At 68.9% G+C, this 25,673-nt stretch carries 32 protein-coding genes; 21 read left to right on the top strand and 11 right to left on the bottom strand.

Features of this window, described 5'->3' with window-relative positions:
* The first annotated feature begins 121 nt into the window (after positions 1 to 121).
* Positions 122 to 1,555: an alpha-L-fucosidase gene (locus tag AB0B82_RS31645; RefSeq protein ID WP_360176899.1), complete on the top strand. Its 1,434-nt coding sequence runs from the start codon at positions 122 to 124 to the stop codon at positions 1,553 to 1,555.
* 3 nt (positions 1,556 to 1,558) lie between these two features.
* Here AB0B82_RS31645 and AB0B82_RS31640 read toward each other — a convergent pair whose 3' ends face one another.
* Positions 1,559 to 2,545, bottom strand: a complete 987-nt coding sequence (locus AB0B82_RS31640) for an NAD-dependent epimerase/dehydratase family protein (protein WP_360176896.1) — start codon at positions 2,543 to 2,545, stop codon at positions 1,559 to 1,561.
* A gap of 214 nt (positions 2,546 to 2,759) precedes the next feature.
* Here AB0B82_RS31640 and AB0B82_RS31635 point away from each other — a divergent pair, with 214 nt between their 5' ends.
* Positions 2,760 to 3,215 (top strand): Hsp20/alpha crystallin family protein, encoded by a 456-nt coding sequence (locus tag AB0B82_RS31635; protein WP_360176894.1) that lies wholly within the window; start codon positions 2,760 to 2,762, stop codon positions 3,213 to 3,215.
* 95 nt (positions 3,216 to 3,310) lie between these two features.
* On the opposite strand, the gene AB0B82_RS31630 is transcribed toward AB0B82_RS31635, so the two are convergent.
* Positions 3,311 to 3,544 (bottom strand): hypothetical protein, encoded by a 234-nt coding sequence (locus tag AB0B82_RS31630; RefSeq protein WP_360176891.1) that lies wholly within the window; start codon positions 3,542 to 3,544, stop codon positions 3,311 to 3,313.
* A 255-nt stretch (positions 3,545 to 3,799) separates the two neighbouring features.
* On the opposite strand from AB0B82_RS31630, the gene AB0B82_RS31625 reads away from it, so the two are divergent.
* The 13 genes from AB0B82_RS31625 to AB0B82_RS31565 all read left to right on the top strand — a co-directional run bounded on the left by AB0B82_RS31625 (position 3,800) and on the right by AB0B82_RS31565 (position 10,886).
* Positions 3,800 to 4,018: a DUF6458 family protein gene (locus AB0B82_RS31625; protein ID WP_360176888.1), complete on the top strand. Its 219-nt coding sequence runs from the start codon at positions 3,800 to 3,802 to the stop codon at positions 4,016 to 4,018.
* A 16-nt stretch (positions 4,019 to 4,034) separates the two neighbouring features.
* Positions 4,035 to 4,262, top strand: a complete 228-nt coding sequence (locus tag AB0B82_RS31620) for a hypothetical protein (RefSeq protein ID WP_360176885.1) — start codon at positions 4,035 to 4,037, stop codon at positions 4,260 to 4,262.
* 76 nt (positions 4,263 to 4,338) lie between these two features.
* Positions 4,339 to 5,544, top strand: coding sequence for a histone H1-like repetitive region-containing protein (locus tag AB0B82_RS31615; protein ID WP_360176882.1), 1,206 nt, complete (start codon positions 4,339 to 4,341; stop codon positions 5,542 to 5,544).
* 6 nt (positions 5,545 to 5,550) lie between these two features.
* Complete coding sequence (locus tag AB0B82_RS31610) at positions 5,551 to 6,963, top strand: SRPBCC family protein (protein ID WP_360176879.1); 1,413 nt, start codon at positions 5,551 to 5,553, stop codon at positions 6,961 to 6,963.
* Positions 6,964 to 7,032: 69 nt separating this feature from the next.
* Positions 7,033 to 7,458 (top strand): gas vesicle protein GvpJ, encoded by a 426-nt coding sequence (gvpJ, locus tag AB0B82_RS31605; protein WP_360176905.1) that lies wholly within the window; start codon positions 7,033 to 7,035, stop codon positions 7,456 to 7,458.
* A 2-nt stretch (positions 7,459 to 7,460) separates the two neighbouring features.
* Positions 7,461 to 8,216 carry a GvpL/GvpF family gas vesicle protein gene (locus AB0B82_RS31600; protein WP_360176876.1) on the top strand — a complete coding sequence of 252 codons (756 nt, stop codon included), beginning with the start codon at positions 7,461 to 7,463 and terminating at the stop codon, positions 8,214 to 8,216.
* The gene (locus AB0B82_RS31595) at positions 8,216 to 8,449 is read left to right on the top strand and encodes a gas vesicle protein GvpG (protein WP_360176873.1); all 234 of its coding nucleotides are present in this window, start codon (positions 8,216 to 8,218) and stop codon (positions 8,447 to 8,449) included. Before AB0B82_RS31600 ends, AB0B82_RS31595 begins: the two co-directional genes overlap by 1 nt.
* A gap of 6 nt (positions 8,450 to 8,455) precedes the next feature.
* Positions 8,456 to 8,902, top strand: a complete 447-nt coding sequence (locus AB0B82_RS31590; protein ID WP_360176870.1) for a gas vesicle protein — start codon at positions 8,456 to 8,458, stop codon at positions 8,900 to 8,902.
* Between the two features lie 3 nt (positions 8,903 to 8,905).
* Entirely contained in the window at positions 8,906 to 9,238 is a 333-nt protein-coding gene (locus AB0B82_RS31585; RefSeq protein WP_360176867.1) for a gas vesicle protein, read from the top strand.
* A complete protein-coding gene (locus tag AB0B82_RS31580; protein WP_360176864.1) occupies positions 9,231 to 9,992 on the top strand; it encodes a GvpL/GvpF family gas vesicle protein in 762 nt (253 codons plus the stop codon). The genes AB0B82_RS31585 and AB0B82_RS31580 overlap by 8 nt, the downstream gene beginning before the upstream one ends.
* Before the next feature lie 11 nt (positions 9,993 to 10,003).
* Positions 10,004 to 10,180 (top strand): gas vesicle protein, encoded by a 177-nt coding sequence (locus AB0B82_RS31575; RefSeq protein WP_360176861.1) that lies wholly within the window; start codon positions 10,004 to 10,006, stop codon positions 10,178 to 10,180.
* A complete protein-coding gene (locus tag AB0B82_RS31570) occupies positions 10,180 to 10,473 on the top strand; it encodes a gas vesicle protein K (protein ID WP_360176858.1) in 294 nt (97 codons plus the stop codon). The genes AB0B82_RS31575 and AB0B82_RS31570 overlap by 1 nt, the downstream gene beginning before the upstream one ends.
* Before the next feature lie 29 nt (positions 10,474 to 10,502).
* On the top strand, positions 10,503 to 10,886 hold the full coding sequence (locus AB0B82_RS31565; protein WP_360176855.1) for a phage holin family protein: 384 nt from the start codon (positions 10,503 to 10,505) through the stop codon (positions 10,884 to 10,886).
* Between the two features lie 33 nt (positions 10,887 to 10,919).
* Here the strand turns inward: AB0B82_RS31565 and AB0B82_RS31560 are convergent, their stop codons facing one another.
* From AB0B82_RS31560 to AB0B82_RS31545, 4 genes are all read right to left on the bottom strand, one after another.
* Entirely contained in the window at positions 10,920 to 11,654 is a 735-nt protein-coding gene (locus AB0B82_RS31560; protein ID WP_360176852.1) for a GAF and ANTAR domain-containing protein, read from the bottom strand.
* Between the two features lie 130 nt (positions 11,655 to 11,784).
* Positions 11,785 to 11,997, bottom strand: a complete 213-nt coding sequence (locus AB0B82_RS31555) for a hypothetical protein (protein WP_360176849.1) — start codon at positions 11,995 to 11,997, stop codon at positions 11,785 to 11,787.
* A 131-nt stretch (positions 11,998 to 12,128) separates the two neighbouring features.
* On the bottom strand, positions 12,129 to 13,037 hold the full coding sequence (locus AB0B82_RS31550) for an NADP-dependent oxidoreductase (RefSeq protein WP_360176846.1): 909 nt from the start codon (positions 13,035 to 13,037) through the stop codon (positions 12,129 to 12,131).
* 124 nt (positions 13,038 to 13,161) lie between these two features.
* Entirely contained in the window at positions 13,162 to 13,611 is a 450-nt protein-coding gene (locus tag AB0B82_RS31545; RefSeq protein ID WP_360176843.1) for an Lrp/AsnC family transcriptional regulator, read from the bottom strand.
* A gap of 157 nt (positions 13,612 to 13,768) precedes the next feature.
* Here AB0B82_RS31545 and AB0B82_RS31540 point away from each other — a divergent pair, with 157 nt between their 5' ends.
* Both AB0B82_RS31540 and AB0B82_RS31535 read left to right on the top strand, forming a co-directional pair.
* Complete coding sequence (locus AB0B82_RS31540) at positions 13,769 to 17,266, top strand: indolepyruvate ferredoxin oxidoreductase family protein (protein ID WP_360176840.1); 3,498 nt, start codon at positions 13,769 to 13,771, stop codon at positions 17,264 to 17,266.
* 88 nt (positions 17,267 to 17,354) lie between these two features.
* The gene (locus AB0B82_RS31535; protein ID WP_360176837.1) at positions 17,355 to 17,942 is read left to right on the top strand and encodes a hypothetical protein; all 588 of its coding nucleotides are present in this window, start codon (positions 17,355 to 17,357) and stop codon (positions 17,940 to 17,942) included.
* Positions 17,943 to 17,952: 10 nt separating this feature from the next.
* Here AB0B82_RS31535 and AB0B82_RS31530 read toward each other — a convergent pair whose 3' ends face one another.
* The 3 genes from AB0B82_RS31530 to AB0B82_RS31520 are packed head-to-tail and all read right to left on the bottom strand — an operon-like array spanning position 17,953 to position 20,950.
* Entirely contained in the window at positions 17,953 to 18,435 is a 483-nt protein-coding gene (locus tag AB0B82_RS31530; RefSeq protein ID WP_360176834.1) for a CoA-binding protein, read from the bottom strand.
* Between the two features lie 5 nt (positions 18,436 to 18,440).
* Positions 18,441 to 19,748 carry an O-acetylhomoserine aminocarboxypropyltransferase/cysteine synthase family protein gene (locus AB0B82_RS31525; RefSeq protein WP_360176831.1) on the bottom strand — a complete coding sequence of 436 codons (1,308 nt, stop codon included), beginning with the start codon at positions 19,746 to 19,748 and terminating at the stop codon, positions 18,441 to 18,443.
* A complete protein-coding gene (locus AB0B82_RS31520) occupies positions 19,745 to 20,950 on the bottom strand; it encodes a homoserine O-acetyltransferase (RefSeq protein ID WP_360176828.1) in 1,206 nt (401 codons plus the stop codon). Before AB0B82_RS31520 ends, AB0B82_RS31525 begins: the two co-directional genes overlap by 4 nt.
* Positions 20,951 to 21,023: 73 nt before the next feature.
* Here AB0B82_RS31520 and AB0B82_RS31515 point away from each other — a divergent pair, with 73 nt between their 5' ends.
* The 4 genes from AB0B82_RS31515 to AB0B82_RS31500 all read left to right on the top strand — a co-directional run bounded on the left by AB0B82_RS31515 (position 21,024) and on the right by AB0B82_RS31500 (position 24,195).
* On the top strand, positions 21,024 to 21,575 hold the full coding sequence (locus AB0B82_RS31515) for an OsmC family protein (RefSeq protein ID WP_360176825.1): 552 nt from the start codon (positions 21,024 to 21,026) through the stop codon (positions 21,573 to 21,575).
* A gap of 9 nt (positions 21,576 to 21,584) precedes the next feature.
* Entirely contained in the window at positions 21,585 to 22,799 is a 1,215-nt protein-coding gene (locus tag AB0B82_RS31510; protein WP_360176902.1) for an NAD(P)/FAD-dependent oxidoreductase, read from the top strand.
* Between the two features lie 14 nt (positions 22,800 to 22,813).
* Positions 22,814 to 23,650, top strand: a complete 837-nt coding sequence (locus AB0B82_RS31505; RefSeq protein WP_360176822.1) for an NADPH-dependent oxidoreductase — start codon at positions 22,814 to 22,816, stop codon at positions 23,648 to 23,650.
* A 101-nt stretch (positions 23,651 to 23,751) separates the two neighbouring features.
* The gene (locus tag AB0B82_RS31500; RefSeq protein WP_360176819.1) at positions 23,752 to 24,195 is read left to right on the top strand and encodes a ribonuclease H; all 444 of its coding nucleotides are present in this window, start codon (positions 23,752 to 23,754) and stop codon (positions 24,193 to 24,195) included.
* Between the two features lie 18 nt (positions 24,196 to 24,213).
* Here AB0B82_RS31500 and AB0B82_RS31495 read toward each other — a convergent pair whose 3' ends face one another.
* Both AB0B82_RS31495 and AB0B82_RS31490 read right to left on the bottom strand, forming a co-directional pair.
* Positions 24,214 to 25,440, bottom strand: a complete 1,227-nt coding sequence (locus AB0B82_RS31495; protein WP_360176816.1) for an AraC family transcriptional regulator — start codon at positions 25,438 to 25,440, stop codon at positions 24,214 to 24,216.
* Entirely contained in the window at positions 25,437 to 25,595 is a 159-nt protein-coding gene (locus tag AB0B82_RS31490) for a hypothetical protein (protein ID WP_360176813.1), read from the bottom strand. The genes AB0B82_RS31495 and AB0B82_RS31490 overlap by 4 nt, the downstream gene beginning before the upstream one ends.
* Between the last annotated feature and the right edge of the window lie 78 nt (positions 25,596 to 25,673).

The raw sequence follows: 25,673 nt of genomic DNA, 5'->3' as shown, positions 1-25,673 counted from the left end.
GGGCCTTCTTCGCCGTGCCGGCGTCCGCGGACTTCTTCGCGGCCGCCTTCTTGGCCGGGGCCTTCTCGACCGGCTCGGCCGGCTTCCCGGCCGGTCGCGCCCGAGTGCCTTGAGGAGAACCGTGCCGTTCGATGCGAGCTTCGAATCCCTGACCACGTTCGAGTGCCCGGAGTGGTTCCGGGACGCGAAGTTCGGGATCTGGGCGCACTGGGGCCCGCAGTCGGTGCCGCGGTACGGCGATTGGTACGCGCGGAACATGTACCGGGAGGGGAGCGATCAATACCGCTATCACCTGCGGACGTACGGGCATCCGTCGCAGGTCGGGTACAAGGACATCGTCCGGCAGTGGAAGGCCGAGCGGTTCGAGCCGGACGAGCTGATGGAGCTGTTCGTGGCCGCCGGTGCGAAGTACTTCGTCGCGCAAGCAGTGCACCACGACAACTTCTTCAACTACGAGTCCGCCGTACATCCGTGGAACTCGGTGAAGATCGGTCCGGGCAAGGACATCGTGGGCTTGTGGAAGGAGGCTGCCGACCGGCGCGGGCTGCCATTCGGCGTGACCGAACACCTCGGCGCCGCGCTCGGGTGGCTCGCCGTCACCAAGGGCGCCGACAAGCGCGGCCCGTTCGCCGGGGTGCCGTACGACGGCTCCGACCCGGCGTACCGCGATCTGTACCTCGACAACGCCCGCCACCTGCCGGAGGTCGACGTCGAGGTGCACGATCCCTGGTACTGCGACGACCCCGCGTGGCACCGGCACTGGCTCGAGGCGGTGACCGAGATGATCGACCGCTACCAGCCCGACCTGTTGTACACCGACGGCCCGTTGCCGTTCGGTGAGGTCGACTACACACCCGGTCTGCGGGCCGTGTCCCATCTGTACAACACGAGTGAGCGGGTGCACGGCAGGAACCGGGCGGTGTACCAGCAGAAGGACCGACGGCCTGAGGTGAGCGCGGTCGGCGTGATGGACATCGAGCGCAGCCAAACTCCCGGCGTCCATCCGGCACCGTGGCAGACCGACACCTCGGTGGGGGACTGGTTCTACAACGTCCGCGACGTCTACAAGACCGCCGGGCACGTCGTCGAGATGCTGGTCGACATCGTGGCGAAGAACGGCAACCTGCTGCTCAACGTGCCGCAACTGCCCGACGGCACCCTCGATGCCGAGTGCACACAGCTGCTGGAGGATGTCGGTGCCTGGATGCGGGTCTGCGGTGAGGGCATCCACGGCACCCGCCCGTTCCGGACCTTCGGCGAAGGTCCGTCCGCGGTGGTCATCAAGGGCTTCACCGAGGACCGGGTGAGCTGGACGAGCTCGGACTTCCGCTTCACGCGCCGCGGGGACACGCTCTATGCGTTCCTGCTGGCCTGGCCGGAGGATCGGCGGGCGGTGGTGCGAAGCCTCGCCGGCCACGAGACCGTGACCGGCGTACGGCTGCTCGGCCACGGCCCGGTCCCGTTCGAGCAGGCCCACGGCGTGCTGGTGGTCCGCCTGCCCGACACGGCTCCGGTCGACGTCGCGAACTGTCTGGCCGTCGACCTGGCCGGCTGAGCGTCAGAGGGCGTAGCGGGCGATCAGGGTGTCCATGGCCTCGTCGATGGCGCGGTCGACCTGGCCGCGGGTGGGGTCCTCGTCGTACCAGGCGACGATCTCGCGGGCGCCTGCTTCGAAGGGGATGATGGCGACGTAGTCCGGGACCACGCTGCGGAGCTTGCTGTTGTCGAAGACGGCCGAGTGGGTCTTGTCGCCGAGGAGCCCGTCGCCCCAGTTCTGGTGCACGGCGGCGATCGCCTCGGACGGTACGTGCACGATCTGCGCCGTCGTACCGGCCGCAGCGGCCAGGGTATGGGCGATCTGGTCCCAGGTCAGGACGTCGTCAGAAGTGATCTGGAAGGTGTCGCCGAGGGTGCGCGGGTGGCCGAGCAGCGGGACCAGACCGCGGGCGAAGTCGCGGTGATGCGTCAGCGTCCACAGCGAGGTGCCGTCGCCGTGAACGACTACCGGCTTCCCCTGGCGCATCCGCTCGACAATCGTCCAGCCGCCGTCGAACGGGACCAGCGTGCGGTCGTACGTGTGCGACGGGCGGATGACCGTGACCGGGTAGTTCTCGTCGCGGTACAGAGCGGTGAGCAGGTCCTCGCAGGCGATCTTGTTGCGCGAGTACTGCCAGTGCGGATTCCGCAGCGGGGTCGACTCGGTGATCGGTAGCCGGGCCGGCGGCGTCTGGTACGCCGACGCGGAGCTGATGAACACGTACTGGCCGACGTGGTCGCGCAGCGCGTCGGTACGGGCGCGTACCTGGTCGCGGGTGAACGCGATCCAGTCGACCACGACGTCGAAGTTCTGGGCGGCGATCGCGTTCAGCGACGCCGGGTCGGAAACGTCGGCGCTGATCACCTTCGCCTCCGGCGGCAACGGGCGGGTCGAGGTCTTGCCGCGATTCACCACCGTGAGGTCGAGTCCGGCCTCGACCGCTCGCCGGGTGCAGGCCGAGCTGATGATTCCGGTGCCGCCGAGAAAGAGCACACGCAGGCCGCTCATCCGACCGTCTCCTCGAGATCGTTCCGCTGTAGGCCCCTCAGGTATACCCGACCACCGGCGGCGGCCGCGGGGCGGTCCGAGGCGCAGGACGGCGGCTGACCGAGGACTTGAAAATCGTCAACGAAGCGCTGACAATGAAGCATGTCAACGAGAGGATGACGTGCTACATCAGTAGTGCGTGTTGACACCAACGGTCCACGTCGATGATCAGGAGGTGCAAGGACAGATGTTGATGCGCACCGACCCGTTCCGGGAGTTCGACCGGATGGCCCAGCAGCTGCTCGGCTCCGCCGGTGTCCGCGGTACCTGGTCGAGGCCGGCTCTGATGCCGATGGACGCCTATCGGTCGGGTGACGAATACGTGATCTCGTTCGATCTGCCCGGCGTCACACCGGACGCGATCGAACTGGAGGTCGAGCGCAACGTGCTCACCGTCAAGGCGGAGCGGCGGCCCGCCGAGGTCCCCGAAACCGTCGAGATGCAGGTGTCCGAGCGTCCGCTGGGCGTGTTCTCGCGGCAGCTGTTCCTGGGCGAGACGCTGCAGAGTGACAAGATCCAGGCGCACTACGACGCCGGGGTCCTGACGCTGCGGATCCCGATCGCCGAGCAGGCCAAGCCGCGGCGGATCGAGGTGACCGGCGCCGGCAGCCAGCAGCAGCTGAGCGCCTGAGTTCTCTCTCTCCGGGATCCCAGGGTCCCGGAGAAATACACCGAGGGCCCTTCTTGCGATAACGCGGGAGGGCCCTCGGCCGCGGTCCGGGGGCTTTATCGGCCGAAATGGCCGCGGAATCCTCGCTCGTCGACGCGCACCGATTCGTCGCGATGCGTGTCGCCCGGCGCGGCGCTGAGCGCGCAGCAGGTCAGTTCCTCGATCAGGTCTCCCGCCGCGGAGATTGCGAGCGGTCGCGCGTGCGTCGCGTTGCGTCGACAGCCCCGCCGTACGCAGTACGCCGTCAGGTCGGCAGCGCATTCATCGTGCCTGGACCAGGGAAAACGCATGGTCGTCACCTCACCGGTGGGTCGAGAGGCCGACCGGTGCCCGCCGCGCCCGCGGCCCATGCCGGCCGTTGCGGACGGACCGCCCTCCGCGCCGCGATTGAAATCACTATTTCAAGTGTTCGTTTACTTGAATGATCGCGTCACGTATGCGGTTCGCTGCGCAAAGTATGCGCGGCCCGCATCGTTTTGCAGCTATTCGGCTGGGTACCGCGTTGTTATCCAAATTCGGAACGGGGCGGGTCGTTAGGAGGATTCATGGGTATCGGCATGTCGGTATTCCTGCTTGCCGTCGGTGGAATTCTGGCGTTCGGCGTCTCGGACCGGCTGAGCGGTGTCGACCTGACCGTCGTCGGCTACATCCTGATGGGCGCCGGCGCGATCGGCCTGGCCGTCGTGCTGATGTTCGCCAACCAGCGCAACCGCGCGGTCCGGACCACGGTCCACGAACGCCGCGACATCCGCGACGACATCTGACCGCGGGGGAGTGAGGATGGCAGAGCGACGCAACGCGCCGGATGCCCGCGAAATGCTCCTCGACCTGTTGTTCGACAAGGTCGCCGAGCACCGGTTCCCGTCCGTGTCGATGCTCGACATGATCGAGTCGCTGCTCGAGCCGGACGAGGTCGACATCTATGTCCGGCTGCTCGTGCGCCGGATGCGCGAGGAGAACTATCCCAGTCTGCCGATCATGCGCCGCATCGCCGCGCTGACGGAGTGAACGTACTGCGACCGCCATTCGTTGCCTGAGGCCACACGCTGGACGGCCGACGGCGGTACCACTGTAGGGAGATTCCATGAACACCACCGGAAAGGTGGCGGCCGCGGTCGCGAGCGGCTACCTGCTCGGCCGGACCAAGAAGCTCAAGCTGGCGATCACCGTCGGCGGGCTGCTGGCCGGGAAGCGGATCGCGACCGACCCGCGGGCCATCGTCAAGCAGCTCGGGGAGGTCGTCGAGAAGAACCCGGAGTTGTCGAAGTTGTCCGACCAGGTGCGCGGCAAGCTCGTCGCCGCGGGCCGGGACGCGGCCGTTGCGGCGGCGAGCAATCGCCTGAACCGTGTGAGCGACTCGATCCGCGACCGCACCGACCGGATGCTGTCCGGCGGGCTGCTGGGCTCCAGCTCGGACTCCGATTCCAGCTCTGACTCCGACGCGGGCGCTGACTCCGAGTCCGACGAGGACGAGGCCAGCCGGGACGAGGCTGAGGACGAAGGCAGCGACGAACGCGAAGACGAGCCCGAGGACGACAGCGGTGATGAGCTGCGCTCGCGGCGACGCCGGCGGCTGGGGCGTCGAGGTGACCGCCGGCGCGGCTCCGGCAGGCCGTCGTCGCGTGACGATTCGGGGCGCGAGGCCTCGGCGAGTTCCTCCCGCCGACGTTCGGAGCGCGGCGGCTCGTCCAGGCGACGGTCGTCCGACGGTGAATCGTCGGACGAGAGCTCGGGGCGACGCTCCTCGGGGGAGCGAGGCCGGAAGCGGACCGCTGCTCGGGCGGAGCGACGTGGATCTGGATCGCGGGCCTCGGCTCCGGTGAGCGACTCGTCTTCCTCGGCCCGGACGGCGCCCGCCAAGAAGGCGTCCGCCACCAGGGCTGCGACTGAGGACGGTGCGTCGCCGGCGAAGAAGGCTGCGGCGAAGAAGACGGCGGCGAAGAAGACGGCGGCGAAGAAGACGGCAGCCAAGAAGTCGGCGACCGCGGAGGGTTCCAGGCCGGCGAAGAAGACGGCTGCGAAGAAGACCGCGGCCAAGAAGACGGCAGCGCCGACGAAGAAGGTGGTCGCGAAGAAGACCGCCGCCAAGAAGAGCGCGCCGCCGGCGAAGAAGGCTGCGGCCAAGAAGACGGCGGCCAAGAAGACGGCGGCCAAGAAGACCGCAGCGAAGAAGACCGCGGCCAAGAAGACGGCCGGGAGTGGTGCCAGGAAGACGGCGGCGAAGAAGACGGCGGCCGCGAAGAGTGCGAGCAGGTCGGCGAGTGGTTCGTCGGCACGGAAGCGTGGGTGATCGGTGATGGCCGAACGTACGCGTGAAGACGAGGGACACGGTGGCGTGCTGCAGTCGATTCTCGACGAGCTCCCGATCGACCGGCTGAAGAGCGAGCTGTCGGACGCGCTGTCGGCGACGGCTGAGCGAGCCACTGAGGCCGCCTCGGACAAGATCTCCGATCTCACCGAACGGCTCACCGACCTCGCGGCCAACGGCGGGGTCACCGGCAAGGCGCTGGCCGAGGGTGGCAAGGCGGCCGCTACCGGTGGTTCTCCGCTGATGGGTGCGCTGAAGGGCGGGGTGATGGGAGCCAAGGACAAGGTCGTCGACAAGATCAGCGGCGGAGGGTCCGGCGGCTCCGGCGGCAAGAACCCGGTCAAGGCCACGACGATCATCGAGTCGATCGACGTCGGCGTACCGATCGATGTCGCCTACAACCAGTGGTCGCAGTTCCAGGACTTCTCCGGCTTTATGAAGAAGGTCGAGAAGGTCGAGCAGCAAAGTGAGGAGAAGCTCGACTTCAAGGCCAAGATCCTGTGGTCGCACCGCAGCTGGGAGGCGTCGATCCTCGAGCAGGTCCCGGACGAGAAGATCGTCTGGCGCTCGAAGGGGCAGAAGGGTCATGTCGACGGCAGCGTCACGTTCCACGAGCTGACGCCGAACCTGACCCGCATCATCGTCGTCCTCGAGTACTACCCGCAGGGACTGTTCGAGCGGGTCGGCAACATCTGGCGCGCCCAGGGCCGGCGGGCCCGCGTGGAGCTGAAGCATTTCCAGCGGCACGTGATGACCCGCGTCATCCTGAATCCCGACGACGTCGAGGGCTGGCGCGGCGAGATCCACGACGGCGAGGTCACTCGCGACCACGGTGACGAAGCAGACGAAGGCCCCGACGACGAGTACGGCGACGAAGGCCCGGACGACGAGTACGACGACTCGGACGACGCCGGCGACGCCGACGACTACGACGACGAAGCCGACGCGGACGAGTACGACGAGGACGAGCCGTCCGACGAGTACGAGGACGAAGACGGCGACGAAGAAGAGCCCGCGGACGACGAGGGTCCCGAGGACGACGAGGGTCCCGAGGACGACGAGGGTCCCGAGGACGAGTACGACGACGAGGGTGACGAGGAGTTGCCCGAAGACGAGTACGAGGACGGGGCCGAAGGCTCCGAGGACGACGAAGCGGACGAGGGTTCTGAGGACGAGTACGACGACGAGGAGTCGGACGAATACGAGGACGAGGGCGACGAGGACCTGCCCGAGGACGAGTACGACGAAGACGACGAGTACGACGACGAAGCCGAGGACGCCGACGAAGGCGACGAGTACGGCGAGGACGACGAGTACGACGAGGACGAGGACGAGGGCGACGAGTACGAGGACGAGGACGAGGAAGAACCCGAGCGGCGGCCTCGCCGGCGGGCGAGCTGACCGAGCCGACCGGAAGGACAAGACATGACCATCGCGGCCAGTGGCCAACGCCGCTCCGGGGGCGGTTACCTGGACCGGCCCGCCCCGAGCAGTCTCGCGGACGTCATCGACAGCATCCTCGACAAGGGACTCGTGATCGATGCCTACGTCCGGGTCTCGCTGGTGGGGATCGAACTGCTGACGATCGACGCCCGGATCGTGATCGCCAGCGTCGACACGTATCTGCACTTCGCCGAGGCGACGAACCGGCTGGATCTCTACGAGAAGAGCAAGGACCTTCCCGAGGTGATCCAGGACATGACCGAGAGCGGGGCAGCCGGCAAGTCGAAGGGCTTGCTGACCGGCGCCAAGGAAGCGCTGTTCGGTGACGGTGACAACGACGATGACGATCGTCAGCTCGGCCGCGGTGGGCGGGACGAGGAGGACGAGGAACCCCGTCCGCGCCGCCGTCCGGCGAAGAAGGCCGCGGCACGTCGCCGGCGGAGTGAGGAGTGAGCGTGACGACACCCGCCGATGTAGGGCTGGGCTGCTACGTCTACGGCATCGTCCCGGCGGACCTCGTCGTACCGGCGGACCTGCGGGGTGTCGGCGACGAGCTCGTCGGCATCGAGCTGTACGGCGACGTTGCTGCCGCCGTCAGCCCGATCAACCCGGACGGTGTGCTCGCCGGCCGCGCCGACCTGCTGGCGCACGGCCGTGTGCTCGACACTCTCGCGGCGTCGGGCCCGGTCGTGCCGGTGCGCTTCGGCGCCGTGCTGCAGGATCGCGCCGCGGTGATCAACGAACTGCTGGAGCCCGATCACGAGCGGTTCCTGGACATGCTCGACGAGTTGGGCGGGCATGCGCAGTTCACCGTGCGGGCCCGGTACGACGAACGGCAGGTGCTGAGCGAGGTCGTGGCCGAGAACCCGGAGATCGCCGAGCTTCGCCGGCTGACGCGGGAGCGTCCCGACGAGACGACGTACGGCGCGCGGGTCCGGCTCGGCGAACTGGTCGCAAAGGCGCTGGAGGCGAAGAGCATCGAGGACGGTCGCGCGCTGCTGACCGAACTCGACCGGCACGTCGCCGCCCTGAACGTCCGGGAGAGCGCGGGCATCGATCGGCTGCTCGACGTGGCGGTCCTGGTCGCCGACGACCGGCGCGCCGCGTTCGAGCAGGCGGTCGAGGAGCTGGCCGCGGCGTACGCGGGCCGCGCGCGGTTGAAGCTGATCGGGCCGACCGCGCCGTACGACTTCGTCGATGCGGAGCAGTAATGGGTCTGCTGAACCTACTGACGCTGCCGCTGGCTCCCGTGCGGGCGACGGTGGCGCTGGCCGAGCAGATCCGGAAGCAGGCCGAGGCCGAGTACTACGACCCGGCGCGGATCCGCCTGCAGTTGGAGCAGATCGACGCCCTTCGGCAGGACGGCGAGATCGATCCGGAGCAGGCCGCGCTCTGGGAGGACGAACTGGTGAGCCGGCTGTACGCACAACGCGAGGAGGGCTGATCAGCGATGGCGACCACGCGCAAGACCGCCCAGAGCAAGACCGCCCAGAGCAAGACCGCCCAGAGCAAGACCGCCCAGAGCCGAACGACGAAGCAAACGGCCGGACGGACGCTCGCCAAGCGGGCCTCCCCGGCGCGCTCGACGCAGCGCGACGAAGCGAGCCCGCACGACGCCAACGGGCAGAGTGCCGCCAAGCCGAAGCAGAGTCTGCGGTCGATCGCGATCATGGCCGCGAAGGAGCTGTCCGACTTGATCGGGCAGGACCCGGAGAGCATCGTCGGGGTCGAGAAGCGCGACGACGGCTGGCTGGTGCAGGTCCAGGTGGTCGAGTCGCGGCGGGTTCCGGCGACGACGGACATCATGGCGGTCTACGAGGTCGAGGTCGACGAGGACGGCGAGGTCACCGGGTACCGCCGGGCGGACCGGTACGTCCGTGGACGGATCCAGGAGTAGACGATGACCGAACCGACGATCTCGACGCGTCGCGCGGGCATGGACCGGTACGGGTTCACGTCCCCGGCGCCACGCCCGGAGGGTCTCGCCGACATCCTCGAACGGGTGCTCGACAAGGGCATCATCATCGCCGGCGACATCCGGGTGAACCTCGTCGACGTCGAGCTGCTGACGGTCAAGATCCGGCTGCTGGTGGTCTCGGTGGACAAGGCGATGGAGATGGGCATCGACTGGTGGAAGCGCGATCCGATGCTGTCCGCGAGCGCCCAGGACCTCGCCGCGGAGAACCGGGAGCTGCGGGCGCGGCTGGAGGAACTGGAGCGCGACGGTGAGTGAAACAGGGACCTACATCTACGCCGTCGGCCGGGCCATGGACGAGAAACTCCTAGATGGCGCCGAGGGGGTGGGTCCGGCGCCCGTCCGGGTGATTGCGCATCGCGACCTGCACGCCGTGGTCAGCACGGTCGACCTCGACGAGTTCGGCGAGGAGGCGTTGCGGCAGAACCTCGAAAACCTCGCCTGGGTGGAGAGAACGGCCCGTCGGCACGACGAAGTGGTCCGCCGGACAGCGGCGATCACGACCGCATTGGCGCCGTTCCGGCTGGTCACGATCTACCGGTCCGACGACGCGGCCCGCGACCGGATCGAGGAGCTGTACGACGACCTGGTCCAGGCACTCGACCGGGTCGACCGGCGCAGCGAATGGAGCGTGAAGGCCTACTGCCGTCCGCAGCCGAAGGTGGCCAAGCCTTCGGCCCCGGCCGGGTCGGGTGTCGCCTACCTGGAGCGGCGGCGCGCCGAGATCCGCGAGCGGCAGGAGTCCGCGACGGAACAGCAACTGCTCGCGGACCAGTTGTTCTGGGACCTGGTCCCGGCGGCTGCGGCCACCCGGCGGCTGGCCCCGCAGGACCAACGGCTCAGCGATCGCAGCGACGTGATGGCGCTGAACGTCGCGTTCCTCGTCGACGACGAGCGCAGTACCGAATTCTTCGAGCTGGTGAACGGGACGCGCGCCAAGTACCCGTCGCTCGACGTCGAGGTGAACGGGCCGTGGCCGCCGTACTCGTTCGCGGTTCTGGATCAGCCGTGAGCGTTCAGCCGATGGAAACCCGTGCCGTGGCGACGGTCGAGCCGACGCTGGTCGACCTGCTCGACCGTTTGCTCGGTCAAGGCGTCGTGATCACCGGCGACGTGGTGATCTCACTGGCCGAGGTCGACCTGGTGCGGATCCAACTGTCGGCCGTGATCGGATCCGTCCGCGAGGAGTTGGGGATGTGATGACCGAACCGCTGCTGCCGCTGGCCGACCGGATCGAGGCGAATGCCGACAACGTCGAGCGCGAGCTGCTGAAGCTCGTCCTGACGATCGTCGAACTGGTCCGCCAGCTGATGGAACGGCAGGCGATCCGCCGGATGGACCAGGGCGGCTTGAGCGAGGCCCAGATCGAGGAGCTCGGCCTCGGCCTGATGCGCCTCGAGGAAGCCATGACCACGCTCCGCGAACAGTTCGACATCACCCCGAGCGACCTCAACATCGACCTCGGCCCGCTCGGCTCCCTCCTGCCGGAGTAGCCTCGGAGTAGTTGGGGGATGTGATCGCGATGAAGCTTGTGATGCGGCTGGTGGTCAATGCGGTGGCGCTGGCTGTGGCGGCGTGGTGGCTGGACGGGATCACGGTCAGCGGGGCGACGACGACTCGCCGGGTGATCACGTTGCTGGTGGTGGCGGCGATCTTCGGCTTGGTGAACGCGGTGATCAAACCGCTCGCGACGCTGCTGTCGTTGCCGTTCATCGTGCTGACGCTCGGCCTGTTGATCTTCGTGATCAACGCGTTGATGCTGCTGCTGACGTCGTGGATCAGTGACGGCCTGGACATCCCGTTCCATGTCGACGGCTTCGGTACGGCGTTGATCGGCGCACTGATCATCACCGTCGTCAGCTGGGTGATGAACGTGATCCTCCCCGACCGACTCGAGACCAGGTAACCGCCGCGGACCGGGGGTCGAGCGGCCTGCGGGTCAATCGTTTGCTGTCGGGCGGTGGGCGCCGGCCTCGGCGTCCATGATCAGTTCTGCGGCCACGTCGCGGAGTTTGCGGTTGGTCTGGCGGCTGAAGCGGACGAGTGTCTCGAAGGCGCGGTCGGAGGTGATCGAGTAGCGCTCCATCAACAGCCCCACGGCCTGGCCGATCTTGTCCCGCGTCTCCAGGGCGGCCAGCAGGTTCTCGGCCCGTTGCGCATCGGCGTACGCGACCGCGGCGTGAACGGCGATCAGGCAGCCGATCTGCTCGGACTCGTCGCTGAAGGCGTGCGGCTTGTCGGCGTACAGATTGAGCGCACAGAGGTTGTTCTCCTGGACGAACAGGGGAAACGCCAGCACGCTCAGCGCCCCGAGGGCCGCGGCCTGCGGCGCGAACTGCGGCCAGCGGGTCTCCGTGCGCATGTCGTCGACCCGGATCACCCGCCGATGGTCGCGCAGGGCGTCCAGGCAGGGCCCTTCGCCGAGCTCCGACATCAGCGAGCTGATCCTGGCCGGGAGGGTGCCGGATTCGGCTTTGTGGGAGACATGTTCGCCGACCACAAGCGTCGTGACCGACCCGTCCTGTGCGCCGGGGACCAGTTCGATCGCGCCCTGGACGAGCTCGCGCAGGACGTCGTCCGGTGCCTCGGCGCGGTGTAGCTCCCGCGCCAGGTCGCCGAGGTCGTGCGCGAGCCGGTCGGGTCTTGCGTTGGTGGCACCACTGGATTCGGTCATGGCCCTTCCTCGGACCATTGTCTGCGGATGACTTCTGAATAGCACCGACCAGGGCGTCCGTCCAGCACGGAAAGAAATCTCCGAATTGGTCTTGATCAGAACACGATCGTCCGGTCATAGTGGTTCAGCCTCAGACAGCCCGGGCGCCGATGTCATCGAGCTTGCCGAGGCTGCCATGCGCGAATCCGAACCCCGTACCGTGCGGGAACTTCTGCTCGCTCTGCACGCCGTCGAGGACGAACTCCGAACCGCTCGGCAGAGCGCCGACCGCGAGTACCTGGGCGCGGTGATCGAGCGCAAACGCCGCATCCTGACCGCGCTGGCGCGGCACCGGATCATTCACCGTGGACATCCCGGCCGCCGGTGGAACCGGTCGGCCGTCGCGTGAGCGCGCTCCAGGAACCGATTGCGGGCCCGTTTCTTGTCAGGGGAGGGTACGGGCCCGCAATCGTCAATCGTCGGTGACCCCGACGGTCAGTCCTTCGTCACTTGGATGATGGTCCGGCCGCGGGTTTCGAAGGCAGCGGGGGCGTCGGCGAGGTCGCGGACGGCGGTGACGAGCGGCACCAGGCGGCCGTCGCGGAGGCGTTCGGCGAGCCGGACGAGCTGATCCCGGTTCGGCTCGACGACGAAGAAGATCGCGCGGCCGTCCTTCGGTTGCACGGTCGGCGGCTCGGCGATCGTGACCAGGGTGCCGCCGCCGCGAACCAGCGCCGCGGAGCGGCTGAGGATCTCGCCGCCGAGCACGTCGAGGACGACGTCGACCTCGCCGGCGTCCTCCAGGCGACGGTTCTCGACATCGAGGAAATCGTGGACGCCGAGCGCGCGGGCCGCTTCCTCGTCCGCTGCGCGACCGGTGCCGATGACGCGGGCTCCGGCCTCCTTGGCCAGCTGGACCGCGATCGTCCCGACGGCTCCACCGACGCCGTGGATCAGCACGGACTGCCCGGGCTTCAGGTGCGCGTGATCGAACAGCGCCTGCCAGGCCGTCAGGCCGGAGACCGGGAGCGCAGCGGCGGTCACATGGTCGACGTCCGCGGGGAGCGGGGCCAGATTGCGCGCTTCGACCGCCGTGTACTCGGCGAGGGTGCCGTTGCGCAGCCAGTCGGTCAGGCCGAACACCGATTGGCCGATGCTGAGGCCGGTGGTGCCGTAGCCGAGTCCGACAACGACTCCGGACAGTTCGTGGCCGGGGACGCTCGGCGTACGATCCCGCCCGGAGCGATCCGTCCAGGTCCCGGGCCATTCCAGCTCGCCGCGCGTGAAGCCTGCCGCGTGCACCTGCACGACCACGTCGTTCTCGGCGGCGTGCGGGTAGGGCAGTTCGGTCAGCGTCAGCCCGGCCAGTCCGGCCGCCTGGTCGCTGACGGTGATGGCACGCATGAAATCCCTCGTTTCTGGTCGGTCCGGTCTCCTTCCGACGCTAGACCGTCGCCGTCCCGACCCGAATGGCCAATCGAGCCCGGTGCCGATGGGCCATTTCGGCGCCGGGTGGCGGCCTGACAGCTCAGCCGCGACGGGTCCACTGCTCGAGGACGACCAGTGTTTTGGTGCCGGCGATGGCCTCGGCGGAGCGCAACGAGCTGACAACGCGGCGCAGGTCCTCGACACCCTCGACCCGGATCCGGACCAGGGCGTCCGGGTCGCCGGCCAGCGTGAGGACTTCCTTGACCTCGGGGATCTGGGCGACGAACTCCATGATCTGGGCCAGGTCGAGGTCGTCGGCGAAGTGCAGCTCGGTCATCGCCTCGATCCCGCCGGCGATCCGGCCGTGGTTGATCTGGACCGTGTAGCGCTCGATCACGCCGAGCTTTTCCAGCCGGGTGATCCGGCGCTGCACCGGCGCGACGGTGAGGCCGACCGCGGTCGCGATCTCGCGCAGCGGCCGGCGGGCGTTGTCGCCGAGCAGGTCGAGGATCGCGCGGTCGGTGGCGTCCAGGCTGGCTTGTTCGGGCACGCAACGAACTGTACTCCGGAGGCACGGTTTGTTGCGTCACAGCCCGAGCTAGCGCGGTCGGGATTGCAGATCGTCGCCAAACTCGACGACAAGTCTTGTGGTGGCCCGCACCCAGCCCGCACGCTCTGGGGAACTGCCGCGGACCCCTGGAGCGCCGATGACCGCCATCGTCCCCGCCGAGCTCACAGCGGAGCGGCTCGCCGCTGCGCCGGCGTACGACCTCGACGACCGGTTCCGTCCGGCCGGGCCGCCGACGCTGCTGACCGGTGTCCAGGCGATCGCCCGGCTCCTGGTCGAGCACCGCGCGCTCGACCGGCGCCGCGGGATGCGGACGGCGTCGTTCGTCTCCGGCTACCAGGGCAGCCCGCTCGGCGGACTCGACCGGCTGCTGGCCGGTCTGCGGGACGTGCTCGACGACAACGACATCCGCTTCGTCCCCGGCCTGAACGAGGAACTCGCCGCGACCTCGGTCTGGGGCAGCCAGATCGACCTACCGCTCGGCACCGGCACCCACGACGGCGTCACCGGCTTCTGGTACGGCAAGGGTCCGGGGGTGGACCGCGCGACCGACGCGCTGCGGCACGCGAACATGTACGGCGTGAACCCGCGCGGTGGCGCCGTACTGCTGGTCGGCGACGACCCGGCCTCGAAGTCCTCGACCGTCCCGGCGGTCAGCGAGCGGTCCCTGGCCGCGCTGGGCATCCCGGTCCTGTTCCCGCGGAACGCAGCCGAGATCGTGACGCTCGGCCTGCATGCGATCGAGATGTCGCGAGTGACGGGCTGCGTGGTCGCGCTCAAGATCGTCGCGGACGTCGCCGACGGCGCCTGGGCGGTCGACGCGCGCGCGAGCGACGTACTGCCGGTTGTGCCCGAGATCGAATGGGACGGCAAGCCGTACCGCTACGAGCAGCGCCCGATGGTCGTCCGGCCGGACGCGATCGTACGCGCCGAAGCCGATCTGGTCGGCCCGCGGACCGAGCTGGTCCGCGCGTACGCCGTCGAGAACGGACTCGACGTCCTCGACGTCGATCCACGGCAGGCACGCGTCGGATTTGTTGCCGCGGGCAGCTGTTACGACTCGATGCGGCAGGCGATCAAGGATCTGGGCGTCACCGACGAGGCCCTCGAGCGGGCCGGCGTCCGGGTGCTGCGGCTCGGCCTGATGAGCCCGGTCGCACCCGGCACCGTTCGCTCGTTCGCCGACGGGCTGGACCGGATCGTCGTGATCGAGGACAAGACGGCGTTCGTCGAGACGCAGATCCGGGAGATCCTGTACGGCACGCCGGGCGCCGCACAGATCGTTGGCAAGCGCGACACCGGCGGCCGCCCGCTGATTCCGGCCGACGGCGAACTCACCTCGGGCCGGTTGCTCTCGCCGCTGCGGTCGCTGCTGCAGGACCTCGTGACCGTGACACCGCCCCCGCCGCGGCGGATCCCGCTGCCGCTGCTCTCGACCAGCCGCTCGGCGTACTTCTGCAGCGGCTGCCCGCACAACCGCTCCACCGCACTTCCCGAGGGGTCGATGGGCGGCGGTGGGATCGGCTGCCACGCCATGGTGACGATCTCCGACCGGCAGGACAGCGCCGTCACCGGCGTCACCCAGATGGGCGGCGAGGGTGCCCAATGGATCGGGCAGGCCTGGTTCACCGACGCCGGGCACATCTTCCAGAACGTCGGAGACGGCACCTTCTTCCACTCCGGACAGCTCGCGGTCCAGGCCTGTATCGCGGCCGGTGTGAACATCACGTACAAGGTGCTCTACAACGACGTCGTGGCGATGACCGGCGCACAGGACGCCGAGGGGGCGCTCAGCGTGCCGCAGTTGACCCACAAGCTGTCCGTCGAAGGTGTACGGAAGATCGTGGTCTGCGCCGACGAGCCGGAGCGGTACCGCCGCCGCGACCTCGCGCCCGGCACGCTGCTGTGGAGCCGCGACCGGCTCGACGAGGCACAGCGGATGCTGCGCGAGGTCCCCGGCGTGACGGTCCTGATCTACGACCAGCATTGCGCCGCCGACGCGCGGCGACAACGCAAGCGCGGCAGCCTCCCCGCCCGTACGCAACGTGTCGTGATCAACGAGGCGGTCTGTGAGGGCTGCGGCGACTGTGGCGTGAAGAGCAACTGCCTGTCGGTGCAGCCGGTCGAGACCGAGTACGGGCGTAAGACGCGGATCGAGCAGACCTCCTGCAACACCGACTACAGCTGTCTCGACGGCGACTGCCCATCGTTCGTGGTGGTCGAGACCGCGCCTCGTGGGGCCCGCACGGCGGCGCGGAAGAAGGCGGGATTCCCGGCGCCGCCACCGGTTGCGCCGAGCAGCGCCGAGGGCCGCGTCACCGGCACCCAGAACGTCTTCCTGGCCGGTATCGGCGGCACCGGCATCGTCACGGTGAACCAGGTGCTCGCGACCGCCGCGCATCGGGCCGGCTACGCGGTCGAGTCACTCGACCAGACCGGGCTGAGCCAGAAGGCCGGACCGGTCACGGGCCACCTGCGGTTCGCGGACGGCGAGCTCGAACCGGCCAACCGGCTCACGCCCGGCTCGGCCGACTGCCTGCTCGGGTTCGACCTGCTGACTCTCGCCGAGGACCGGAACCTTGCCTACGGCAACCGTATGCTCAGCCGAACGGTGGTCTCGACGAGTCGCACCGCGACCGGTGCCATGGTGTACGACCCGGACGTCCGGCACCCGGACGAGGCCGGGCTGCTGGAGCGGGTGCGGACCGCCACCGCGGAGCTGTTCGCCTTCGACGCGCTCGACGCCGCGGACCGGATCTTCGGCAACACGATCGCCGCGAACTTCCTGCTGGTCGGCGCCGCATACCAGACCGGCGCGCTCCGGCTGCCCGCCGCGGCCATCGAGGAAGCGATCCGGATCAACGGCACCGCGGTCGCCGCGAACATCGCCGCGTTCACGTGGGGCCGGGTCGCGGTCGCCGACCCGGCCGCGTTCCACGCCGCCGGCACGAAGCCGGCACCGGCCGCGCGCCCCGACGTACCGGCTTCGGTCGCGGCGTCGGGGCTCCAAGGTGAGGTACTGCGGCTCGTCGGCCGGCGGGCCGCCGACCTCGTCGGGTACCAGAACGTCGAGCTCGCGAACTCGTACGTCGACTTCGTCGCGCGGATCGCGGCCGCCGAGAAAGCCGTCACCGTGGACACCCGGTTCAGCGAGGCGGTGGCACGCAACCTGTTCAAGCTGACGGCGTACAAGGACGAGTATGAGGTCGCCCGCCTCCTCACCGACCCGGCGTTCCTCGACGCGACCGGTGAATTGTTCCCGGGCGGCACGGTCTCCTTCAAACTGCACCCGCCGGTCCTGCGAGCGCTCGGCCGGGAGAAGAAGCTGACCTTCGGCCCCAAGTCACACCTCAGCCTGCGCGTACTCGCCAAGCTCAAGGCGCTGCGCGGCACCCGCGCCGACCTCTTCGGCTACGCCCACCTCCGCAAGGTCGAGCGCGACCTGCGCGATCACTATCGCGCCCTGATGACCGACCTGGCCGCGAACCTGACGGCCGAGTCGTACGACCGCGCCGTCGAACTCGCGGAACTGCCCGACCTCGTCCGCGGCTACGAATCCGTCAAACTCCGTAACATCACCCGCTACGCCACCGCCCTCCGCGCCCTCGGCGTCGAACCGCCCGCACGCTGCCGCTGAGGACGGCACAGCGCCGAGAGTGGTGGCCCATCAGGACGCCCCGTGAGTGGACCAGGGATGGTGGCGTGGGGCGCCGTACGGTCGAGGCATGATCAAGCTTCCTGACACTGCGGCTGCCTCGGCGGCGCTGGGTGTTGCCGAGACCTATCTGTCCGATGCGATGCTGCGGCACTCGATGCGCGTCCACGTGTGGGGTGCGACGTACGGCGCGCAGCGAGGGCTCGACTACGACGCGGAGTTGCTGTTCGTCGCGGCGATGTTTCATGACCTGAGCCTGGTGCCGGTGTTCGACAGCCATACGGTCGCTTTCGAGGAAGCGAGTGGGCAGGTGGCGCGGGTGTTCGCTGCCGGCGCGGGGTGGTCGAGGGAGCGCGGGGAGCGGCTCGCGGAGGTCATCGTGCGGCACATGTGGCCCGACGTCGATCCGGCCGACGACGTCGAGGGCCATCTGCTGTCACGGGCGGCGGCGGTGGACATCGTCGGGCGGAACGTCGACGACTTCACCCCGGCCTTTCGTGCCGAGGTGCTCGGCGCGTATCCGCGCACGGACCTGGCCGACGAGTTCCTGGCCTGCTTCCAGGCACAGGCCGCTCGCAAGCCCACCAGCTCCGCCGCCCGAGCGGTCCAGTCCGGCCTGGCGACGCGGATGGCTGCGAACCCACTCGACGTGGCGTGACCTGATCGTCCTACTGCAGACCGGCGCGCCGTGCGGTGATCCGCCGGGTGTTGAAGCCCAGCCAGTGCATTCGGCCCGCGTACCGGGCGTGCTCGACCTTGAGGCAGCGATCCATCACGACGGTCACGCCGCCGTCGACGGCGATCTGCGCACCTTCGAGGTTGATCACGCCGAATTGGCACCACAACGCGCCGGCCCCGATCGCCACGGTGTCGCGCGCGATCTCGGGCAGTGCGTCGGGCGCGCGGAACACGTTGACCAGATCGACCGGTCGTGGGACGTCCCGCAGGCTCGGGTACGACGTCGCGCCGAGGATCTCGGTCTCGCGTGGGTTCACCGCAATCACGTCGTACCCGTGCCGCTTGAGGTAGTACCCGACGAAGTAGCTGGCGCGCAGTTCGTTGTTGGACAGCCCGACGATCGCGATGGTGCGGGCGCTGTTGAGGACGCCTTGGATCGCGAGCGCATCCTGGTAGCGGGTGAGGTCGGTCATCTGCGTCACCTCCCGGTGCCGATGGTGGCGAGACCACGGTCGAGGTCCCAGATCAGGTCGTCGACGGACTCGGTGCCGACCGAGAGCCGGATCGTGCCCGGGCGGACGCCGGCCGCTTCGAGCTCGTCGTCGCTCAGCTGGCGGTGCGTCGTACTCGCCGGGTGGATGACCAGGCTCTTCGCATCACCGACGTTCGCCAGGTGCGACCACAGCCGCAGGCCGCCGATCAGCGCTTGCCCGCCGGCCCGGCCGCCGGCGCAGTCGAACGAGAACACGGCACCGGCGCCGCGCGGAAGGTACTTCGCGACCAGCGCCTCGTACTTGCTGCCCGGCAGCCCCGCGTACGTGATGTTGGAGGCGAGCTCGTGCCCGGTGAGGAACTCCGCGATCCGCTGAGCGTTCGTGACGTGCCGCTCCATCCGCAGCGACAGCGTCTCCAGACCCTGCAGGAACAGGAAGGCGTTGAACGGCGACAGCGTGCCGCCGAGGTCGCGCAACGTCTCCGCGCGCAGCTTCATCAGGTACCCGTACTCGCCGAAGGTCTCGTGGAACTTCAGACCGTGGTACGCCGGGGACGGGTCGGCGACCACCGGAAACCGGCCGTTCGACCAGTCGAACGTACCCGCCTCGACAACGACACCGCCGATGCTCGTCCCGTGTCCGCCGATGAACTTCGTTGCCGAGTGCACCACGATGTCCGCGCCCCACTCGATCGGGCGGCACAGGTACGGCGTCGCGAACGTGTTGTCGACAACGAGCGGCAGCCCGTGCTCGTGCGCGATCGTCGCCAGCGCCTCGATGTCCAGCACGTTGCCGGCCGGGTTGCCGATGGTCTCGCCGAAGAACGCCTTCGTGGTCGGCCGGATCGCCTTCCGCCACGCCTCGGGATCGTCCGGGTCGACCCAGGTCAGCTCGACGTTCAGCTTCCGCAGCAGGTGCTTGAGCTGGTTGACCGTGCCGCCGTACAGCGCCGACGACGACACCACGTGATCGCCGGGCTCCAGCAGCGTGAACAGCGCGGCCGCCTGGGCGGCGATACCGCTGGAGAACGCGACTGCGCCGCTGCCGCCCTCGAGGTTCGCCACCCGCTCCTCGAAGACGGCGACCGTCGGGTTCATGATCCGCGAGTAGGTATTGCCGTACTCCTGCAGGTTGAAGTACGCCGCTGCCGACTCGGGGTCCTCGAAGACGTAGCTGGTCGTCTGAAAGATCGGGACCGCTCGGGCGCCGGTGTTGGGATCGGGGCGCTGACCGGCGTGCAGCTGCCGCGTCTCGAACCCGAACTCGTGGTCTTCCTCGGCACTGTTGGTCATGGAGTCCTTCCTTCGGCCAGGAACCGGCGGATGATCGGTGTTTGGCGGGCTTCCTCGAGCAGGAAGCAGTCGTGTCCGTACGGCGCGTCGATGACGGCGAGCTCGACGTCCTTGCCGAGCGATCGCAGGGCTTGCTCGATGTCCCGCGACGCCTGCGGCGGGTACAGCCAGTCGGAGCTGAACGCGATCAGCAGGGTCCGGGCCGCCACGGTGTCCAGAGCCTTCGCGAGCGAGCCCGCGCCGTACTGGCGCGCGAGGTCGAAGTACGTCAGCGCCCGCGATGTGTAGAGATAGGTGTTCGCGTCGAACCGCTTGACGAACGATTCCGCCTGATGGCGCAGGTAGTTCTCGACCTCGAACTCGGGCTCGGTGATCGTGTACCGGACGTCGTCGGCGTACTGGAGCCGCCGCGCGAACTTGTCGTCCAGCGCCGGCGCCGACAGGTAGGTGATGTGGCCGACCATCCGGGCCACGCCCATCCCGGCGTCGGGGGAGCGGCCGGTGCCGTAATACTGCCCGCCCTGCCACGCGGGGTCGCCCATGATCGCACTGCGAGCGATCGCATTCCACGCGACGCCTTGTGGGTGCAGCGCGTGGGTGGTGGCGATCGCGACGATCGCGTCGACCTGGTCCGGGTACGACACCGCCCATTCGAGGGCCTGCATCCCGCCGAGCGAACCGCCGGCCACCGCGGCCAGCCGCTCGATGCCGAGCGTGTCGAGGAACGCCCGTTCGGTCCGCACCATGTCCGCGACCGTGATCACCGGGAAGTCGGCGCCGTACGGCGCACCGGTCGCGGGATCGATCGACGCCGGGCCGGTCGTCCCGCGGCAACCGCCGAGCAGGTTCGTGGAGACGACGAAGTAGCGGTCGGTGTCGAACGCCTTCCCCGGGCCGATCATGCCGTCCCACCACCCGAGGCCCGCACCGGTTGCGCCGTCCCGAGCCTCGGCGCCGAAGCCGTCGCGGGTCCCGGACGCGGGCGGCGTCTTCGCGAAGCCGGCTGCGTGCGCGTCCCCGCTGAGTGCATGGCAGACGAGGATGACGTTGTCTCGGTTCGGCGCGAGTTCGCCGTACGTTTCGTAGGCCACGCGGACGTTCGGCAGCTCGCGTCCGCAGTCGAGCGGCACCGGCACCGGCAGGTCGGCGTACCGGGTCTCGACCGTTCCGACCGAGCCCGCCGCTCGGGTCGGGTCTGCCATCTGGACATCCTCACTGGTATGTGTAGTAAATCAGTAGAGTAATCGTACTAATCGAGTGAAGGGCGAACCGGATATGTCCACGACGGTTGTCAACGGCGTCAATGTGCAGGCTCTGCTGGATGCGCGCGAGGCGCTGAAGGGCGCCCCCGAAGCCGCCCAGTTCGTCTGGCGGGCGTCCTCGAAATGGCAGAGCGGGGTGCACAGCACCACGACGATCCAGAAGTTCTACGGTCTGGGCGCCGACCAGGAGCACAAGTCCGAGTCGGTGTTCGAGGCCGACCATCCCGAGGTCTTCGCGGCCGAGGACAACGGCATCACCCCGATCGAGTACCTGCTCGTCGGCCTGGCCAGCTGCCTGACCGCGGGCGTCGCGTCGGTCGCGCAGAACCGCGGCATCCAGCTCCGCTCGGTCGAGTCGGTTGTCGAGGGCAACCACGACGTCCGCGGCATCCTGGGCGCGGACAGCGACGTCCGCAACGGGTTCAACGACATCAAGGTGACGTTCTCCATCGACGCCGACGCGTCCAAGGCGGACATCGAGGCGCTGGTCGCGCAGTCCCAGAAGCGGTCCGCCGTCTTCGACGCGCTGACCAACCCGACCGACGTCACCGTCGAAGTCGCCTGAGGTCCGGTCATCGAACGCACTACTGCCGTCGTCGTCGGCGCCGGCCACGCGGGTCTGGCCGCCAGCCACTTCCTGACCCGGCGGTCCGTCGACCACGTCGTGCTCGAGCGCGGCGAGGTCGCGAACGCCTGGCGGACCGAACGCTGGCCGTCGCTGCGGCTGCTGACGCCGAATTGGCTGACCCGGCTCCCCGGCCATCACTACGACGGCCCGGATCCGGACGGCTATTTGACGACGGTCGAAGTGACCGAGTTCATCGAGCGCTTCGCGAAGCTCGCGGACGCGCCGGTGCGGACGGGCGTCGCGGTGACGTCGGTACGGCGGACCTCCGACGGGTACCGCGTCGTCGCCAGTGACGGTGAGATCGACTGCCGGGCGGTAGTACTGGCCAGCGGTGCGTTCAACACGCCCGTGGTGCCTGGCTTCGCGTCCGCCGTCCCGTCGTCGGTGCTGCAGTTGACGCCGTCGCAGTACCGCGGTCCGGAGCAGCTGCCGGACGGTGGGGTCCTGGTCGTCGGTGCGTCGGCGACCGGGGTGCAGTTGGCCGCGGAGGTACGGCGGTCGGGGCGGCCGGTGATCATCTCGGTGGGGGAACAGGCACGGATGCCGCGGACGTACCGTGGGCGCGACGTGCTGTGGTGGATGATTGCCTCCGGCATCTGGAATCAGCGGTACGACGAGATCGAGGACCTCGAGCGGGCGCGCCGGTTGCCGTCGCCGCAGCTGGTCGGGTCGCCGTCGCGGGAGACCCTCGACATCAACGCCCTGACTGCGTTGGGTGTGGAGCCGGTCGGGCGGCTGGCGGCGGTGCGGGACGGGGTTGCGTTGTTCTCCGGTGGGCTGCGGAACGTGTTCGCCTTGGCTGACCTGAAGTTGGCTCGGCTGCTGGACGCCTTCGACGAGTTCGCGGGGTTGACGCCGGGTTCGCCGGATCGGTTCGAGCCCACGCGAGTGCCGGGATCGGCGCGGTTGCAGCTTCGGCTGGACAGCGGTGAGATCCGGAGCATCATCTGGGCGACGGGTTTCCGGCCGGACTACAGCTGGCTCGACGTACCGGTCGTGGATGCCAAGGGACGGCTGCGGCACGACGGCGGCGTCGTCGTGGACAGCCCGGGGCTGTACGCGCTCGGGTTGCCGGTGCTGCGGCGGCGCAAATCGACCTTCATCTACGGTAGTGAGGACGATGCCGCCGATGTCATCGCCCATCTCGCCCGCCATCTGTGAGTTGGAGTTCTGCGATGACTGTCAGCCCGTCTCCCGTTGCCGCCGAGACGTCGTACCGATCGCGCTACGGATCGGCGTCGTTCACGCCGCCGGCCGCGTGGAACGCCGTACTCGCTCAGCAGCTGTCCCATCGGTCGGTGCGTGCTTTCCGGCCTGATCCGGTGCCGGACGACACGTTGGCCGCCTTGGTCGCCGCGGCACAGTCGGCGCCGACGTCCGGGAACCTGCAGTTGTGGAGCGTGGTCGCCGTACAGGACGACGGACGACGGGCGCGGCTGGCGGAGCTGGCGGGGGAGCAGGGGTTCATCGCCGAGGCGCCGCTGTTCCTGGTATGGCTCGCGGATCTGGCGCGGGCTCGGCAGATCACCACGGAGCTCGGCTCGGCCACTGCGGAAGGGGCGGATTTTGTCGAGGCCGCGTTGCTCGCCTTCGTGGACGTCGCGCTCGCGGCGCAGAACGCGTCGCTGGCGGCCGAGTCGCTCGGTCTCGGCACGGTGTTCGTCGGCGCGATCCGGAACCGCCCACTCGAGGTCGCTGCCGAACTGCAGCTACCGCCGAACGTCTTCCCGGTGTTCGGCCTGACGGTCGGGCGCCCTTCCGGCTTCGACGGCACCGCCGTGAAGCCTCGGTTGCCGCAGCAGGTCGTGCTGCATCACGAGACGTACTCCGCCGCGAGCCAGACCGCGGACCTGCACCGGTACGAGGAGACCCTGAACTCGTTCTACGCCGAGGTCGGCCTTCCGGCCGGCTGGATCTCTCGCGTCGCCGGCCGGTTCGGCTCGGTTGCGGGCCTGCGTGGACGAGAGCACCTCCGTGAAGCCCTGAGGACCAGCGGCTTCCAGCTCCGCTGACTTGTGTCGTCGGTCGGTGGCATGCGCCGGTGTGTGGGTGGTCGGGGTAGGGTTGCGGCCTGATGTGTGTAGCTCGCGTACGCCGTCCTCGTCCGGCCGATATGACTGTTCCCGACGGTGCCCGGTCGGTGTTCACCGACGGCGCCTGCTCCGGCAACCCGGGTCCCGGCGGTTGGGCCTGGGCGTTGTCGGAAACGCAGTACGCCTCCGGCCACGAGCCCGCGACGACGAACCAGCGCATGGAGATCCGCGCCGCGCTGGAAGCCGTACGGTCCAACGATGGTCCGCTGCTGGTCGTCTCGGATTCGACGTACGTCGTCAACTGCTTCCGTGACCGCTGGTACGAGGGCTGGCTCGAGCGCGGATGGCTTACGTCCGCCCGCAAGCCCGTCGTGAGCCGCGACCTCTGGGAGCCGTTGGTGACGCTGGTGATCGAGCGCGGCGACGTGGCCTTCCGCTGGGTCAAAGGCCACTCCGGCGACCCGATGAACGACTTCGTGGACCGCCTCGCCGTCGCCGCCTGCTTCCCCTCGAACCATCCCTGAGGACCGCCTGACGGGTCCTCAGGCAGCCGGGTCGACGACCTTCGCGACGACCGGCTCCTCAGTCCTCATGATGCGCGTCGGCAGCTCCTCTGCTCGGCTGAATGCCGCAGTGGGCACCGGCAGGTCGACGAGGGTTGAGTCGATGAGATCGACGGTCGCCGGATCGGCCTCGACCGGATGCGTACGCCGGTGCGCGGCGCGCTCGGCGATGCCGGCGATCAGGAAGGTAAGTACGACGGCCACCGCGGCCATCGCCAGACACAGAACCGCCACCGTCGGCAGCGGCCGCCCGAGCCGCACCAGCAACGCCCCACTCATCATCAGCACTGCGTTGGTCAGCGCCACCACAAGAAAGAGCGCGACCAACGAAGCCACCCGCGGCACCCGCCTGACGCGATGCATACCGATCGCGAGAGCCAGCGCAACCACCGTCACGCCTGCCGTGTAAATGGGCGCCTCCCACCCTCGGCGACCCAGCACCACCCACGCCAGATCCACCGCCAGCACGGTCGCCATCAACGGATGCACCAACAGCCCCGCCATCCACCGCCGCGCCGCTCGACCCTCCATCTCCGGAAACCCCCTCATTTCCTCGACCACCCTCGAACCACGCTGGCACTCATCCCAGGAGAGTGCCAACCCTCTTATCAAATAGCGCGCAACCGCCGCCCCGTCAAACCCGTCCACCGGAGCAGGCCGTCCCACGCGTGGTTCGACAGGCCCGCCCTGGGCGGTGGCACTTTGTGCACGGCGTCCGTACCGACACGCCGGTCGGCGTACGGATCCCATGCACAAAGTGGTCCGGCGCAGGCGCCGTCGGGCTCGTGGACGCGGTCGGGCCGGGGGGAGGGGCCAGCCCTTGAGCGCGTGGCCGGGGTGCTCGCGGAGGAAGCGGCGGCGGACTTCCAGGTACTGCGTGGGCGTGAGGCCGGTGAACGCGCGGAATTCGTGGGTGAGATGGGTCTGATCGAAGTACCCGGCCCGGGCTGCGAGTTCGCCCCAGTCGACCGGTTCGGTAGGGCCGATCGCGAAGACGGTGGAGATGACGGTGGAGATGACGGTGGCGATGAGGGTGGCGATGAGGGTGGCGATGAGGGTGGCGATGAGGGTGGCGATGACGGTGGCGATGACGGTGGCGATGACGGTGGCGATGAAGCGGTAGGTGCGCGCGAGCCGCTTCGGCGTGATGCCTACGAGTACCTTGAATCGCTGCGCCAGCTGCACGGAGCCATGCCGCACCGTCACCGCATGCCGAACCCCGCGACCAGACCACCGCCGCCCAGATCACCGCCGCCCAGATCGCCGCCGCCCAGATCGCCGCTGATCGGATCGCCGCTGACCGGAGTCGACCGCGCTGGATCGCGCTGGACGCCGCGCGCGTTGCCACACGGTGGGTTCACCCACGGTGTTGTGGGTTCCTGACCCGTGTGAAGGGTACGGAACCCACAACACGATGGGTGAACCCACCTTGCGGCGGA

It is taken from the genome of Kribbella sp. NPDC048915 (assembly GCF_040649595.1).
Lineage (GTDB): Bacteria > Actinomycetota > Actinomycetes > Propionibacteriales > Kribbellaceae > Kribbella.
This window is presented reverse-complemented; position numbering and strand designations above follow the sequence as displayed.

Coding starts and splice junctions, on each gene's coding strand:
- AB0B82_RS31640 (WP_360176896.1), bottom strand. CDS start 2,545: ATGAGCGGCCTGCGTGTGCTCTTTCTCGGCGGCACCGGAATCATCAGC.
- AB0B82_RS31630 (WP_360176891.1), bottom strand. CDS start 3,544: ATGCGTTTTCCCTGGTCCAGGCACGATGAATGCGCTGCCGACCTGACG.
- AB0B82_RS31625 (WP_360176888.1), top strand. CDS start 3,800: ATGGGTATCGGCATGTCGGTATTCCTGCTTGCCGTCGGTGGAATTCTG.
- AB0B82_RS31620 (WP_360176885.1), top strand. CDS start 4,035: ATGGCAGAGCGACGCAACGCGCCGGATGCCCGCGAAATGCTCCTCGAC.
- AB0B82_RS31615 (WP_360176882.1), top strand. CDS start 4,339: ATGAACACCACCGGAAAGGTGGCGGCCGCGGTCGCGAGCGGCTACCTG.
- AB0B82_RS31610 (WP_360176879.1), top strand. CDS start 5,551: ATGGCCGAACGTACGCGTGAAGACGAGGGACACGGTGGCGTGCTGCAG.
- AB0B82_RS31595 (WP_360176873.1), top strand. CDS start 8,216: ATGGGTCTGCTGAACCTACTGACGCTGCCGCTGGCTCCCGTGCGGGCG.
- AB0B82_RS31590 (WP_360176870.1), top strand. CDS start 8,456: ATGGCGACCACGCGCAAGACCGCCCAGAGCAAGACCGCCCAGAGCAAG.
- AB0B82_RS31585 (WP_360176867.1), top strand. CDS start 8,906: ATGACCGAACCGACGATCTCGACGCGTCGCGCGGGCATGGACCGGTAC.
- AB0B82_RS31575 (WP_360176861.1), top strand. CDS start 10,004: ATGGAAACCCGTGCCGTGGCGACGGTCGAGCCGACGCTGGTCGACCTG.
- AB0B82_RS31570 (WP_360176858.1), top strand. CDS start 10,180: ATGACCGAACCGCTGCTGCCGCTGGCCGACCGGATCGAGGCGAATGCC.
- AB0B82_RS31565 (WP_360176855.1), top strand. CDS start 10,503: ATGAAGCTTGTGATGCGGCTGGTGGTCAATGCGGTGGCGCTGGCTGTG.
- AB0B82_RS31560 (WP_360176852.1), bottom strand. CDS start 11,654: ATGACCGAATCCAGTGGTGCCACCAACGCAAGACCCGACCGGCTCGCG.
- AB0B82_RS31550 (WP_360176846.1), bottom strand. CDS start 13,037: ATGCGTGCCATCACCGTCAGCGACCAGGCGGCCGGACTGGCCGGGCTG.
- AB0B82_RS31540 (WP_360176840.1), top strand. CDS start 13,769: ATGACCGCCATCGTCCCCGCCGAGCTCACAGCGGAGCGGCTCGCCGCT.
- AB0B82_RS31535 (WP_360176837.1), top strand. CDS start 17,355: ATGATCAAGCTTCCTGACACTGCGGCTGCCTCGGCGGCGCTGGGTGTT.
- AB0B82_RS31530 (WP_360176834.1), bottom strand. CDS start 18,435: ATGACCGACCTCACCCGCTACCAGGATGCGCTCGCGATCCAAGGCGTC.
- AB0B82_RS31525 (WP_360176831.1), bottom strand. CDS start 19,748: ATGACCAACAGTGCCGAGGAAGACCACGAGTTCGGGTTCGAGACGCGG.
- AB0B82_RS31520 (WP_360176828.1), bottom strand. CDS start 20,950: ATGGCAGACCCGACCCGAGCGGCGGGCTCGGTCGGAACGGTCGAGACC.
- AB0B82_RS31515 (WP_360176825.1), top strand. CDS start 21,024: ATGTCCACGACGGTTGTCAACGGCGTCAATGTGCAGGCTCTGCTGGAT.
- AB0B82_RS31505 (WP_360176822.1), top strand. CDS start 22,814: ATGACTGTCAGCCCGTCTCCCGTTGCCGCCGAGACGTCGTACCGATCG.
- AB0B82_RS31500 (WP_360176819.1), top strand. CDS start 23,752: ATGACTGTTCCCGACGGTGCCCGGTCGGTGTTCACCGACGGCGCCTGC.